The following is a 12,776-nucleotide window of genomic DNA, read 5'->3' as shown; positions in this document are numbered from 1 at the left end:
GAGGATCCATTCGTGCCGCAGGAGAAGAGTTCGAAGTCAGCCACGTTCGCCGGATTGGCCTTGGCCGGAACCGGCGTGGCGCACTTCGTCCGGCCGGAGCTCTTCGAGGGCATCACGAAGGCGGCGTTCCCCAACGACACCGCACGCTTCCTCAAGATCAACGGCGGCCTCGAGACGGCATTGGGTCTCGGCGTGGCGCTGCCGCAGACCAGGAAGCTGGCCGTGGTCGGACTGCTCGGGTACGGCGGCTACCTGGCAGTCAACGTCATCCGCAATCGCTGACGCGCACCCACTAGTTCCGGCACTCAGCTAACTGTCAGCCCAGCGTCCCGGGCTATCGGTCGCGCGGCAGTTACCCTGCTGGACGTGCCCGATGTGACCAGAGTGACGGAAGGGACCATGCTGTCCCGCCGCAACGTGCTCATGGGCGTCGTCGCATCAGCAGCTGGCATTGCCCTCGTCCGCTGCGGCGCGGGAGGGGCGAGCCACGCCGCACCGGCAGCCGTCCCCCCGGCACCGGTCGGGCTGCCGCAACCACCGCCCTGGCCCGAGCTGCTCCCCGCTCCGCCACCGCAGACGCGGATCGCACTTCCCGGCGGTGGGGTGCTCAGCGCGCTGCCCGGTCCCGGCGATCTGTTGTCGCTGACCCTCGACGACGGCGTCGACTCCGGGGTGGTGCGGGCGTACGCCCAGCTGGCCAAGGACACCGGCATCCGCCTGACGATGTTCGTCACCGGCGTGTACGCGTCGTGGACCGACAACCGCGACCTGTTGCTACCCCTGGTGGAATCCGGTCAGATCCAGCTGGGCAACCACACCTGGATCCATCCCGATCTGACGAAGCTGACCGGCAGCCGGATCGCCGACGAGCTGCGCCACACCGACCAATTCATCAGGGACACCTTCGGCGTGGACGCCACGCCCTACTACCGACCGCCCTACGGCGCGTACAACGATCTGGTCCAGTCGGTGGCCGCCGACTTCGGCTACACCCAGACCGCGCTGTGGGACGGCAACATCGGCGACGACCAGATCCTGGCGCCGCGAGACATCGTCGCCAACGCCGACAAGTACTACGTGCCGCAGAAGATCGTGATCGGCCACCTCAACCACCCGCCGGTCACTGGCGTGTACCGCGAACTGGTCGACATCATCCACGACCGGCGCCTGCGCACGGTCACGCTCAACGACGTCTTCTCCAAGCCGGAGGCCAGCCGCCTCACGTCGGCCTACCCAACCTGAGGCTCTACGCTCTCACCCGTGGCCGTGCCAGAACCGCCTGCCCTGCGACGCACCCTAGGCACGACGGACGCCGTCACCGTCGGTCTCGGCTCGATGCTCGGCGCGGGCGTCTTCGTCGCACTCGCACCCGCCGCGGCCGCCGCGCGCTCGGCGCTGCTGATCGGACTGGCCGTCGCCGCGGTCGTGGCGTACTGCAACGCCACCTCGTCGGCCCGCCTCGCCGCGCTCTACCCACAGTCCGGCGGCACGTATGTCTACGGTCGGGAGCGGCTCGGCCCGTTCTGGGGTTACCTCGCCGGGTGGAGCTTCGTCGTCGGCAAGACCGCGTCGTGTGCCGCCATGGCGCTCACGGTCGGCGTCTACGCCTGGCCCGCCCACGCGCACGCCGTCGCGGTCGGCGCGGTGGTGGCGCTGACGGCGGTCAACACCGTCGGGGTGCAGAAGTCGGCGTGGCTCACCAGGATCATCGTCGCCGTCGTGCTCGCGGCGTTGGCGACGGTCGTCGTCGCGATCGCCACCTCGGGTGGCGCTGACGCCTCGCATCTGTCGTTTCACGACGCGAGCGCGCTCGGGGTGCTGCAGGCGGCCGGACTGTGCTTCTTCGCGTTCGCCGGATACGCGCGCATCGCCACGCTGGCCGAGGAGGTGCGGGATCCGGCGACGACGATCCCGCGCGCGATCCGTATCTCGCTGGGTCTCGTCCTGGTGGTCTACGCGGCGGTCGCGATCGCAGTACTGGCCCAATTGGGTAGTGCCGAAATGGCTTCCGCGACGGCGCCCTTGGCCGACGCGGTGACCGCCGCGGGTTACCCGGGGCTGACGCCGGTCGTGCGGGTGGGCGCGACGATCGCGGCGCTCGGTTCACTGCTCGCGCTAATCCTCGGGGTGTCGCGCACCGCGCTGGCCATGGCGCGCGATCGCCATCTGCCGCAGGCCCTGGCCGCCGTGCATCCGCGGTTCGCGACTCCGTACCGCGCGGAACTCGTCGTCGGAGCCGTCGTCGCCGTGCTCGCGGGCGTACTCGACCTGCGGGGCGCCATCGGGTTCTCGTCGTTCGCCGTGCTGGTCTACTACGCGATCGCCAACGCCTCGGCAATCACGTTGGGCGCCAAGCTCATTCCGGTTGCAGGACTCGTCGGGTGCCTCGTGCTGGCGTTCACCCTGCCTGCCGCGTCGGTGCTCACCGGGATGGCGGTTTTGCTGGTCGGAGCGGCGCTCTACGCCGCCGTGGGTCGTCGAGTCTGACTGCGATTCCTCGAGTCCGCTACTCAGGTGTCGGGATGGTCCGGTATCCGGCGATGTGCCCTAGTGCCATGTTGAGGGCCAGTTCGAGGGGACGGACGCTGCGCGTGGTCTGCGCCATGAGCAGTCCGCCCTGCAGTGCGCTCATCATCGTCAACGCGAGTTCGTCCGGGTCGGCGTCGGGGACGAGTTCGCCGTTGTCTCGCATGACTGCGAAGCCAGTGGACAGATAGGACTGCCATTCGGCGAACGACCGCGCGAGCTCGAGGCGCGCGGAGTCGGATCGGTCGGCGAGCTCGCTCACCAGGGAGCCGAGGGGGCAACCGCCGATTCCCTGTGTCGTGCGCGTCGTGGCGACAAGGTGGTGGCACCAACGCTGCAGACCGGTCCAGGACGTCACCTCGGTTAGGCGTGGCTCCTGTGCGGCGATGACCCGCCCGAGTTGAGTCTTGATCACCTCGCCGATGAGGGCGTCCTTGTCGGCGAAGTAGTGATAGAGCTGCGATCTGCTGGTGTCACTGGCATTCATCACCGCGTCGAGGCTCGTGCCCGCAACGCCGCGCTCACGGACCAGAGACGTGGCTTCAGCCACGATGCGAGCCTTGGTGACCGCCCCGCGGGCCGTCAGCCGCGGCACAGAACCACGTTCCCTTGTCGCCACGGCCGGACAGTATCCGAATTGGAATTGTCAGTCCACTTTTCCCTCAGCATGATCCATCACGTGTGGTCACCGAACCACGATGAAAGGACCCCTCTGTGCCGAGCCTCAAGAACGGTCAGCCGTTCCCCCCGATCGACGTTCCCGCCGTGGGAGGCGGCACGATCAGCCTGCCGGGCGACCTCGCCGGCTCATACGGCGTCATCTTGATCTATCGCGGCTCCTGGTGCCCCTACTGCAACGCGCAACTCGGCTCGTTCTCGCGCGCACTCGACACTCTGAGCGAGCTCAACGTCAAGGTCGTCGCCCTCTCGGTCGACGACGAGGACACCTCGACAGGACTAGTCGCCAAGCGAAAGTTGCGCTTCCCCGTCGGATACGGCGCCGACGCCGACCAGGTCGCCGACGCGATCGGTGCCTACGTCAACGACGACCCGCACTATCTGCAGTCGACCGGAGTCATCTTGGCACCGGATGGGACGGTATGCCTGGCCGTGTATTCGAGTGGGGCAATCGGACGGCTCGTTCCCGACGACGTGGCCGGCTTCGTCAAGTACGTGTCCGCACGTCCGGACGCACAGTGACACACCACCAAGACGATCTCTTCAGCCCGACTCTCATCGGCGACGTAGGACTGGACAACCGCATCGCCCTGGCGCCGATGACCCGCGTAAGCGCGGCAGCCGATGGTGCACCCACCGATCGAATCGGTTCGTATTACCGGGTTTTCGCCGACGGTGGCTTCGGCTTGTTGATCACCGAAGGCCTCTACATCGATGACCAGGCCAGCCAGGGGTACTTCTTTCAACCCGGCATCGCCAATCCCTCCCACTCCGCGGCTTGGACTCGAGTCGTCGACGGTGTCCACGCCTCTGGGGCGAAGTTCTTCGCCCAGTTGATGCATGCCGGCAGCCAGTCACAAGGCAACCCGCACACCACCACCTGGGGGCCCTCAGCAGTGCGACCCAAAGGCGAGCAGCTGGCGATGTACCGCGGGTCCGGCCCGTATCAGATTCCCAAAGCGATGACCGCTGAACACATCGCGCAGGTCCGTGCCGCGTTCGTCAACGCCGCCCGCATGGCCCGCGACGCCGGGTTCGACGGTGTGGAGATCCACGGCGCCAACGGATACCTGATCGACGCATTCCTCACCGACTACCTCAACACCCGCACCGATGGCTACGGCGGTAGCGTCGCCAACCGCGTCCGGCTGGCGACCGAGGTCTGCGGTGACGTCGCAGCGGCTGTCGGAGCGGACATCGCCGTCGGTATCCGGATTTCTCAGGGCAAGGTCTCCGACAACGAACATCGTTGGGCCGGAGGCGAAGACGACGCCGCCGAAATCTTCACCGCTCTGGCCGACACCGGGATCGACTACATTCACACCACCGAATACCGCGCGTTGGCACCGGCTTTCGACAACACCGTCAAGCCATTGGCGAAGCTGGCCAAGCAGTACAGCCGCCTGTCGATCATCGCCAACGGCCACCTCGACGACCCCCACGACGCCGCCGCCATGATCGACTCCGGTGCCGCCGACGTCGTCGCCCTGGCCAAACCCGCTCTGGCCAACCGGAACTGGCCACATCGCGTGCGTACGGGACAGCCGCTTTCGGCGGACCTGCCCGCCGACCTGTTCGGGCCGCTGGCGACCGTCAAGGACTGGGAAGTCACCGATGTGAAGGGTACGACCCGCGATGAATGACACCGCAATATTCTGGCTGCAGCTACTTTTGAGTTGCGTCGTCTGCGCCCTCGTCGCCAAGTGGTATGTATGGCCGAGACTGACGAAGCTCTCCCTGAATTCTGCTCTCGTCCCACCGATCTTCGTGCACGTCTTCCGCTATGTGGGAATGGTCTTGCTGGTTACGGGCATGGTCGATCCGAAGCTGCCCAGAGAGGCACTTTCCGCTGCTGCATACGGTGATCTCTTGGCGGCGGCGCTGGCCCTGGCTTCCATCTTCGCGCTGCGCGGCGGGTGGCGTTTCGCCATACCGCTGGTGTGGGTGTTCAGCATCTGGGGATTCGTCGATCTGCTCAACACATTGCGCGGTGTCGTGCAGACGAATCTGCCCAGTTTCAACCTCGGTCCCGCCTATTTCATCTATACGTTTTACGCTCCCACGGTCGTTGTCGCACATCTGATGATCTTCTGGATATTGCTCAGATCCAAGTTGTGGAATAACGGAGTCGCAGAAGGTCCAGGCAGCGTGGCCGAAGCGAAAGCCAAAGGGTAGCTGGGCCTTTGGGCCGTTAGTTCGTGAGATGTGCCTGATTGCTGAAGAGATCGCGGTGTGCCTCCACCCACCGGGCGTACGGTGTGGCCGGCCGGCCCAAGATCTCCTCGACGTCTCCGGTGACGGCCGCGGGTTGTTTCGCGGCGGCAGCCTGCAGGGCGACGTAGGCGTCGGCGAACTCCGGTGCCACCCCGGAGTCGACGAGGCGGCTCCGCACCAGGGCGGGGTCGACTTGCTGATACCGCATCCGACGGCCCAAGACGTCGCCGATGACGGCGACCTGTTCGGCGACGGTGAACGCCTGTGGCCCGGTCAGCGGAATTCGCCGACCATCGAGGTGCCCGCCGAGGAGAGCCTGGGCAGCGACGGCGGAGATGTCGGCATCCACGATTGGCGCGAACGACGCGTCGGCGAAGGGGCCGCTGACCACGTCACCGGCACGCAGCTGGGCCGACCACATGTCCGCAGACGTCGAGGCGAACACCGCCGGCCGCACGCTCACCCACGCGAGCCCAGAATCGACCGCCAGCTGCTCGACTTCCTTGTTTCGGTCACCGCGAAAACGCGACGGCTGCCGTGCGACGTCGTCGTCGGCATTACCCGCCGACAGCGCGACGAGCCGAGTGACACTTCCTGCCTCCCGGGCGTCCGTGATCACCTGCTCCAGATCCGCGGCGAGCGCACGAGAATTGAGGAAGACCGCCGACGCTCCCCGCAGCGCCCCACGGACGGAATCGGTGACCTGCACGCCGCCGGGCAGATTGGCGCCCGCCGGATTGCGGGTGACGGCGCGAACCTCGACTCCGGCGTCGGCGAGGAGAGCCACCAAGGGGCGCCCGACGTTTCCGGTCGCACCAGTGACGACGATCGGCCCGCTCATGCCGCACCCGCATCGCGGCGGCTTGCGGGTAAGCGAGCGAACTCTGGCCTGGGTACCGTGTAATGGATCATGCAATCCACAATTCTGGAGCGAAAATGGATTATCAATACCAAAACGCTTCCGGGGTGACGCGGTGACGAGAACGACGAACGGGCCCGGCAGGTTGACCCCCAAGGGGCAACGGACGCGCGCACGCATCGTCGACGCGGCGGCTCGATTGATCTGGGAGCGCGGCATAACCGCCACCACGCTCGACGACGTCAAGCTCGCCGCAGAAGTGAGCAGCTCACAGCTCTACCACTACTTCGCCGACAAGGAGCAGCTGATCAACGCGGTCGTCGAGCACCAAGCCGACAAACTGGTGAACAACACCGCAAACGCCAACCTTGGGACTGCTGAAAGCCTCGCGGCGTGGCGCGATCTGGTCGTCGCACACGCCGATGCCATCCATGGCCAAGGCGGCTGCCCGCTGGGGGCCTTGGGAAGCCAGCTGGCCGAGTATGACCCCGAGGCCCGCGCACTGGTCGCCGCGGGATTCGGCCGCTGGGCCAACGCAATTCAGGAGGGATTGCGTTCCCTGAACGACCAGGGACGTCTGGCGGCCGGGGTCGATCCCGACGACCTTGCTGTCACCATGCTGGCAGCGCTGCAAGGCGGACTACTGCTCGCTCAAGTTCATCGCGACGTCCGCCCCTTGCGGACGACGCTGCACACGATCCTGACGATGGCCGGCGTGACCGACTCCGATGGCGAACCGATGCATTGAGCTCGCACTCAATCCCGTTGGGCAGCAACATGTTCGGGGACGGTGCGCCGCTAGGCAGCGCCGTCGACCAGCACCGACGCCGCGCCGGCCATGTGCGCGCGCACCGCGTCGGCCGCCGCAACACCGTCGCCCGACTCGATCGCGTCGACGATCTCCAGGTGCCGTTTGGCGTCCATGTTCTTCAGTGCCCGCTCGACGCCGGCGTACATGATCGACATCCGGATGCTGCCCTCCAGCGAAGACCACGAGTGCATCAGCGTCTCGTTGCCCGACAGCCGGCACAGCGTCCGGTGGAAGCGCAGGTCCGCCTCGATGCGGTCTTCGAGGTTGGAGGCCGCCCAGCGCTCCATGTCCTCGACGGCTCCGCGGAGTTCGGCGACGACGTCGGCCCGGTCGGGTCGTGACGCCAATTCGCTTGCAGCCAAGGCCTCCAACGCGGCGCGGACACCGAAGATGTCGCGGATCTCCTTGGTGTCGAGGTGCCGCACCGAGAGCCTGCCCCTGGCGCCCGCCGAGATCAGACCCTCCTGCTGCAGTTGGCGCATGGCCTCGCGCAGCGTGCCGCGGCTGATCTGCAGCGCCTCGGACAGTTCCGTTTCGACCAGATGCGTACCGGGCCGAATCTGTCCGGTGGTGATGGCCTTGCGCAGCGCCGAGAGCGCCTGTTCCCGCAGGCTGGTCTTCTCCAAGCGCAGGAATCCGGGTTCGGCCGTCATTCGTCGCCCCTCGAGTGTCAACACTTGAATGTCGACATCGATGCTACAGCCGGTCCAGTACCGAGGCGACGATCCGACGCGTCGACAGTCCGTATCGGTCGTGCAGGGTGGGCAGCGCACCCGCGGCGAGGAACTCGTCGGGCAGCGCGATGGGCGTGACCTGCTTGCCCAGCCCACGGCGCACCACGGCCGACGCCACCGTCTCGAACAAGCCGCCGACGACGGTGTGGTTCTCCAGCGTCACGGCGAGGCGGTCGGTGTCGATCTCGCGCAGCACCGTCTCCTCGTCGAAGGGCTTGATGGTCGGCGTGTGCACCACCGCGGCGTCGACGCGGTGGGCAGCGAGTTCCTCGGCGGCGAGCAGCGCCCGCATCGTCATCAGCCCGCTGGAGACGAAGACCACGTCGGTTCCCGGACGCACCACCTTGGCCTTGCCGAGTTCGAAGGTGTAGTCGTACTCGTCGAGCACCGTGGGCACGTGGCCGCGCAGCAGCCGCAGGTAGGTCGGCCCCGGGGTCTCCGCGAGCTGGGGCACTGCCTGCTCGATGTCCACCGAGTCGCAGGGGTCGACGATCGTCAGCCCAGGGATGCCGCGGAAGATCGCCATGTCCTCGGTGGCCTGGTGCGACGGCCCGTACCCCGTGGTGAGCCCAGGCAGGCCTCCAATCACGTTGACGTTCAGCCCTGGCTCGGCGATGTCGAGGCAGATGAAGTCGTACGCCCGTCGGGTGGCGAATACCGAGTAGGTCGACGCGAACGGAATCAGCCCCGTCTCCGCCATTCCCGCGGCAGCGCCGAACAGCAGTTGCTCGGCCATGCCCATCTGGAAGTAGCGGTCCGGCATCGCTTGGGCGAAGACGTGCATGTCGGTGTACTTGCCAAGGTCGGCCGTCATCCCGACGATGCGCTCGTCGGCGCGGGCCGCGGCGACCAGGGCATGCCCGAACGGCGCCGAGGTGGTGCGTTGGCCGGGGTCGGCAAACGAGGCGATCATCGCCGAGGTGCGCAGCGGCGCTTGAGCTGTCATGCGGGTACTCCTTCGTAGCCGAGGGTCAACTGCTCACGGCAGATCTGCCACTCGTCGGCGTCGATGCGCATGAAGTGCGCCTTCTCCCTGTCTTCCAGCAGCGGCACTCCGCGGCCAACCTTGGTGTCGCACACGATGACTGCGGGCTGGCCGATCGGCGCCGACCGTTCCGCGACCGCGTCGAAGGCGTCGAGCAGCGCCCCGACGTCGTTGCCGTCGACGCGTTGGGCGAACCACCCGCAGGCGGTCCACTTGTCGCCGATGGGTTCGGTACGCAGCACGCCGGCGGTGGGGCCGTCGGCCTGCAGCGCGTTGACGTCGACCATGGCGATCAGGTGGCCGAGTCGGTGATGGCTGGCGCCCATTGCCGCCTCCCACGTGGAGCCCTCGTCGAGCTCGCCGTCGGAGAGGAAGTTGACCACCCGCGACGTCGACCCCTGATGACGCAGTCCGAGGGCCATCCCGACCGCGACGGTGAGCCCGTGCCCGAGCGATCCGCCGGAGATCTCCATTCCCGGTGTGTAGCTTGCCATTCCGGACATCGGCAGCCTGGAGTCGTCACTGCCGTAGGTGTCGAGCTCGGCGACGCCGACGATGCCGGCCTCGGCGAGCGCGGCATACAGCCCGATCGCGTAGTGGCCGGTCGACAGCAGGAATCGGTCCCGCTCGGCCCAGTGCGGGTCGTCGGCGCGGTACCGGAGCTGGTCGGCGTAGACGCAGGCGAACATGTCGGCGGCGCCGAGGGCCTGCCCGACGTAACCCTGCCCCTGCGCCTCCCCCATGTCGAGGGCGTGATGCCTGGCCCGGTAGGCGGCCGCTTCGACGGTCTGACGGCGCATCAGGCGGCCAGCTCGTGCGACTCGTCGGTGGCCTTGTCGGCGAGCCGACGCTCGCGCGGACCCCACGTCTCCCGCGTCGTGACGGCCGCCACCAGCCCGATGGCCATGTAGCCGCTGAACAGCAGCGCCGGGCCCATCCAGCCGATCCACTCGAAGAGCAGGGTGGTGATGAACGGCGTGAAGCCGGAGACCATGGCCGAGATCTGGTATGCCAGTGAGGCTCCCGAGGCGCGGGTGTTGGCGTTGAACAGCTCTGGGAACCAGGCGCCCTGAGCGCCTGCCAGGGCGTTCTGGCACACCCCGTAGGCGATCACGAAGGTTGCGACGATCAGGATCATCAGGCCGGTGTTCACCAGCATGAACATGATGACTCCGAACGGGATGCCAAAGGCGGTGACCCACAAGTAAACCGGCCGCCTGCCGATCTTGTCGGTGAGCCTGGCCCAGGCCATCGTCGCGACGATGCCGAGTGCGGAGGCAACGCACAGCGCCAGCAGCGTCTCGGTCTTGGTCGCCAGCTGCGCACCCTTGAGGTAGGAGATCATGTAGGTAATGGACACCGCGTAGCCGGCGGTCTCCGCGATGCGAAGGCCGATGCCGCGCACGATGTTTCGCCAGTCGGTCTTGACGACCTCGACGATCGGCGACTTCACGATGTCGCCCTTGTCCTTGACGTCTTCGAAGACGGGCGACTCGGGCACCTTGGCCCGGATGATCAGGCCGACGATGACCAGGAAGATGCTGGACAGGAACGGCACCCGCCACGCCCAGTCGCCGTCGAGGTGGACGCTGACGAGGAAGACCAGGTTGGCCAGCAGCAGTCCGACGGGGAAGCCGGCCTGCACGATGCCGGTGTAGCGGCCCTTCTGCTTCCAGGGGGCGTGCTCGTAGCTCATGAGGATCGCGCCGCCCCACTCGGCGCCGAACGCCAAGCCCTGGATGATGCGGACGGTGACCAGCAGGATCGGTGCGACGATGCCGACCGATTCGTAGGTGGGCAGCAGACCGATGGCGAAGGTGGCCACACCCATCAGGATGAGCGACGCCACCAGAACCGGCTTGCGGCCGACCTTGTCGCCGAGGTGGCCGCCGATGATGCCGCCGAGCGGCCGCGCTGCGAAACCAACGCCGAGTGTGGCGAACGCCGCCAGGGTGCCCGCCACTGGGCTGGCGCCCGGGAAGAAGGCCGTGCCGAAGTACAGGGCGGCGGCGGTGCCGAACCCGATGAAGTCGTAGGTCTCGATGACGGCGCCGACGCCGGAACCGATCGCGACCCGTCTGGCGTCCTTGGTGCCGCGCACCGGACCCCGCATCTCCAGAGCGTCATCGCTCATGGGCTCATCCTTTCAAGTCAGTCCCACCAGGGCAATCACGGTCACTGTTGACGGTCAACAGTCCGTTGCGTCACCCAGTGTGACCGCGCGCACATTCATTGTCAACAGTCGACACAAATCACCGTTTAAGGGTTGACTGTTAACAGTTGACTGCCTAAAGTGGCTGCCATCACATCTCCGACCGTTCCGAGGTATGCCGTGCCGAACACCCGCTTCGCCGCCCGTCTGGGGTGCTCGACGATCAGCTTTCGGCACCAGCCACTGGCCAACGCGCTCGAGACGATCGCCTCGCTGGGCTTCGCCGAGATCGACCTCGGGGCGCTGCCCGGGGTGTGCGACCACGTTCCGTTCGTGCTCGACGCCGATGCGGTGGCCGACGTGGCCAGAACCGTGGTGGCGTCCGGCCTGCGCGTGCGCTCGGTCAACGGAGACGTCGGCGATCTGAACGCGCCCCTGAGGGGTGGGCGTCGTTCGGATCGCCGAGCGCACCTCGAGATGCTGTCGAGCCTGGCGGCGGCCATCGGTGCGCGGGCGCTGGTCCTCCCGTGCGGGGCGCTCGACCACACCCCGATCACGACGCTCGAAGCCGACGTCACCCTGGTGGCCGACGAGCTCTCCGCGGCGGCGGCCGTCGCGGCCGCCCACGGTGTCGAATTGTGGACGGAGTCACTGCATCTCCACCGGCTGTGCTGGAACACCGAGCGCGCACAGCTGCTCGCCGACCGCCTCGGTGACGACGTCGGCATCGTGATGGACTTCAGCCACGTCGTCGCCTCCGGCGGAGATCCGGTCGACTTCGTCGCCCGCTTCGGATCCCGCATCGCACACGTCCACATCCGCGACGCCACCCCCGGCAACATCAACGTCTCGGTCGGCAACGGCCACGTCGACTTCGCCCGCGGGATAAAGGAACTCACCACCGCCGGCTACGGCGGCCACTACGCACTCGAACTCGAGACCCGCGACATCACCGACGACCAACGACCCGAGGCCGCCGCCAAGGCCGGCGACGTCATCAGCAACCTCATCTAGATCGAAAGGCACTACCCATGGCAACCACCCGTACCGCCGTCGTCACCGGAGCGACCTCCGACCGCGGCATCGGCATGACCCTCGCCCAGCGGTACGCCCGCGAGGGCTGGGCCGTCGTCATCCTGGACCTGGACGGCGAGCAGTCCGCCAAGGTCGCCGCGGACATCGGCAACCAGTTCGCCGTGCCCGCCTTCGGACACGCCGTCGACGTCACCTCCGAGGAGTCGGTGACGACCGCCGAGGCCGCGGTCGCCGCGGAGGTCGCATCGGGCAACCTGCCACCCGTCGGCGCGCTCGCCAACATCGCAGGCATCACCAGCCCCGTACCGTTCCTCGAGACCACCCTCGACATCTGGAACAAGGTCATGGCGGTCAACGCCACCGGTACCTACCTGGTCACGAAGGCCTTCCTGCCCGCCATGATCGACAACGGCTGGGGACGCATCGTCAACATGTCGTCGGTGTCGGCACAGCGCGGCGGCGGCGTGTTCGGCAAGGTGCCCTACTCGTCGGCCAAGGCCGCCATCCTCGGCTTCACCAAGTCGCTGGCCCGCGAGATCGCCGACACCGGCGTCACCGTCAACGCCGTCACCCCCGGAGCGGTCGACACCAACATCCGGGTCGGCGCCACCGACGAATCCGAGGCGGCCCTGGCCGCAGGCATCCCGGTCGGCCGCACCGCCACCACCGAGGAGGTGGCCGCCGTGATCACCTTCCTGTCGAGCGAGGACGCCAGCTACCTGACCGGTACCACCGTGGACATCAACGGCGGCAGTCACATTCACTGAACCGCAGGTTCCGAG

Annotated in this window: 15 protein-coding genes; 9 read left to right on the top strand and 6 right to left on the bottom strand. The window is 67.2% G+C overall.

Annotated elements, in window-relative coordinates:
* Positions 1-12: 12 nt before the first annotated feature.
* From B1790_RS21775 to B1790_RS21765, 3 genes are all read left to right on the top strand, one after another.
* Positions 13-282, top strand: a complete 270-nt coding sequence (locus tag B1790_RS21775; RefSeq protein ID WP_079925335.1) for a hypothetical protein — start codon at positions 13-15, stop codon at positions 280-282.
* 120 nt (positions 283-402) lie between these two features.
* Positions 403-1,242 carry a polysaccharide deacetylase family protein gene (locus B1790_RS21770; protein ID WP_369832399.1) on the top strand — a complete coding sequence of 280 codons (840 nt, stop codon included), beginning with the start codon at positions 403-405 and terminating at the stop codon, positions 1,240-1,242.
* An 18-nt stretch (positions 1,243-1,260) separates the two neighbouring features.
* Positions 1,261-2,487: an APC family permease gene (locus tag B1790_RS21765; RefSeq protein ID WP_079925333.1), complete on the top strand. Its 1,227-nt coding sequence runs from the start codon at positions 1,261-1,263 to the stop codon at positions 2,485-2,487.
* A 19-nt stretch (positions 2,488-2,506) separates the two neighbouring features.
* On the opposite strand, the gene B1790_RS21760 is transcribed toward B1790_RS21765, so the two are convergent.
* A complete protein-coding gene (locus tag B1790_RS21760; protein ID WP_233165257.1) occupies positions 2,507-3,076 on the bottom strand; it encodes a TetR/AcrR family transcriptional regulator in 570 nt (189 codons plus the stop codon).
* A 164-nt stretch (positions 3,077-3,240) separates the two neighbouring features.
* On the opposite strand from B1790_RS21760, the gene B1790_RS21755 reads away from it, so the two are divergent.
* The 3 genes from B1790_RS21755 to B1790_RS21745 are packed head-to-tail and all read left to right on the top strand — an operon-like array spanning position 3,241 to position 5,379.
* Complete coding sequence (locus tag B1790_RS21755; RefSeq protein WP_079925331.1) at positions 3,241-3,726, top strand: peroxiredoxin family protein; 486 nt, start codon at positions 3,241-3,243, stop codon at positions 3,724-3,726.
* Positions 3,723-4,847 (top strand): NADH:flavin oxidoreductase, encoded by a 1,125-nt coding sequence (locus tag B1790_RS21750; RefSeq protein ID WP_233165256.1) that lies wholly within the window; start codon positions 3,723-3,725, stop codon positions 4,845-4,847. The genes B1790_RS21755 and B1790_RS21750 overlap by 4 nt, the downstream gene beginning before the upstream one ends.
* Entirely contained in the window at positions 4,840-5,379 is a 540-nt protein-coding gene (locus B1790_RS21745; RefSeq protein WP_079925329.1) for a hypothetical protein, read from the top strand. The genes B1790_RS21750 and B1790_RS21745 overlap by 8 nt, the downstream gene beginning before the upstream one ends.
* A gap of 16 nt (positions 5,380-5,395) precedes the next feature.
* Here the strand turns inward: B1790_RS21745 and B1790_RS21740 are convergent, their stop codons facing one another.
* The gene (locus tag B1790_RS21740; RefSeq protein WP_079925328.1) at positions 5,396-6,259 is read right to left on the bottom strand and encodes an NAD(P)H-binding protein; all 864 of its coding nucleotides are present in this window, start codon (positions 6,257-6,259) and stop codon (positions 5,396-5,398) included.
* 133 nt (positions 6,260-6,392) lie between these two features.
* Between B1790_RS21740 and B1790_RS21735 the strand changes: the two genes are divergently transcribed.
* The gene (locus B1790_RS21735) at positions 6,393-7,025 is read left to right on the top strand and encodes a TetR/AcrR family transcriptional regulator (RefSeq protein WP_233165255.1); all 633 of its coding nucleotides are present in this window, start codon (positions 6,393-6,395) and stop codon (positions 7,023-7,025) included.
* 50 nt (positions 7,026-7,075) lie between these two features.
* On the opposite strand, the gene B1790_RS21730 is transcribed toward B1790_RS21735, so the two are convergent.
* Genes B1790_RS21730 through B1790_RS21715 form a run of 4 tightly spaced genes read right to left on the bottom strand, consistent with a single transcriptional unit; the run spans position 7,076 to position 10,941 of the window.
* Complete coding sequence (locus B1790_RS21730) at positions 7,076-7,741, bottom strand: GntR family transcriptional regulator (protein ID WP_079925326.1); 666 nt, start codon at positions 7,739-7,741, stop codon at positions 7,076-7,078.
* Positions 7,742-7,784: 43 nt separating this feature from the next.
* Complete coding sequence (locus B1790_RS21725) at positions 7,785-8,768, bottom strand: transketolase family protein (RefSeq protein WP_079925325.1); 984 nt, start codon at positions 8,766-8,768, stop codon at positions 7,785-7,787.
* A complete protein-coding gene (locus tag B1790_RS21720) occupies positions 8,765-9,607 on the bottom strand; it encodes a transketolase (protein ID WP_079925324.1) in 843 nt (280 codons plus the stop codon). The genes B1790_RS21725 and B1790_RS21720 overlap by 4 nt, the downstream gene beginning before the upstream one ends.
* Positions 9,607-10,941: an MFS transporter gene (locus tag B1790_RS21715; protein WP_079925323.1), complete on the bottom strand. Its 1,335-nt coding sequence runs from the start codon at positions 10,939-10,941 to the stop codon at positions 9,607-9,609. Before B1790_RS21715 ends, B1790_RS21720 begins: the two co-directional genes overlap by 1 nt.
* Before the next feature lie 198 nt (positions 10,942-11,139).
* Here B1790_RS21715 and B1790_RS21710 point away from each other — a divergent pair, with 198 nt between their 5' ends.
* Both B1790_RS21710 and B1790_RS21705 read left to right on the top strand, forming a co-directional pair.
* On the top strand, positions 11,140-11,973 hold the full coding sequence (locus B1790_RS21710) for a sugar phosphate isomerase/epimerase (protein ID WP_079925322.1): 834 nt from the start codon (positions 11,140-11,142) through the stop codon (positions 11,971-11,973).
* A 17-nt stretch (positions 11,974-11,990) separates the two neighbouring features.
* Positions 11,991-12,761, top strand: coding sequence for an SDR family NAD(P)-dependent oxidoreductase (locus B1790_RS21705; RefSeq protein WP_079925321.1), 771 nt, complete (start codon positions 11,991-11,993; stop codon positions 12,759-12,761).
* The last annotated feature ends 15 nt before the right edge of the window (positions 12,762-12,776 follow it).

The organism is Mycobacterium sp. AT1 (assembly GCF_002043095.1).
In the GTDB taxonomy this organism is placed as follows: Bacteria; Actinomycetota; Actinomycetes; order Mycobacteriales; family Mycobacteriaceae; genus Mycobacterium.
This window is presented reverse-complemented; position numbering and strand designations above follow the sequence as displayed.

Coding starts and splice junctions, on each gene's coding strand:
- B1790_RS21705 (WP_079925321.1), top strand. CDS start 11,991: ATGGCAACCACCCGTACCGCCGTCGTCACCGGAGCGACCTCCGACCGC.
- B1790_RS21740 (WP_079925328.1), bottom strand. CDS start 6,259: ATGAGCGGGCCGATCGTCGTCACTGGTGCGACCGGAAACGTCGGGCGC.
- B1790_RS21715 (WP_079925323.1), bottom strand. CDS start 10,941: ATGAGCGATGACGCTCTGGAGATGCGGGGTCCGGTGCGCGGCACCAAG.
- B1790_RS21720 (WP_079925324.1), bottom strand. CDS start 9,607: ATGCGCCGTCAGACCGTCGAAGCGGCCGCCTACCGGGCCAGGCATCAC.
- B1790_RS21745 (WP_079925329.1), top strand. CDS start 4,840: ATGAATGACACCGCAATATTCTGGCTGCAGCTACTTTTGAGTTGCGTC.
- B1790_RS21725 (WP_079925325.1), bottom strand. CDS start 8,768: ATGACAGCTCAAGCGCCGCTGCGCACCTCGGCGATGATCGCCTCGTTT.
- B1790_RS21730 (WP_079925326.1), bottom strand. CDS start 7,741: ATGACGGCCGAACCCGGATTCCTGCGCTTGGAGAAGACCAGCCTGCGG.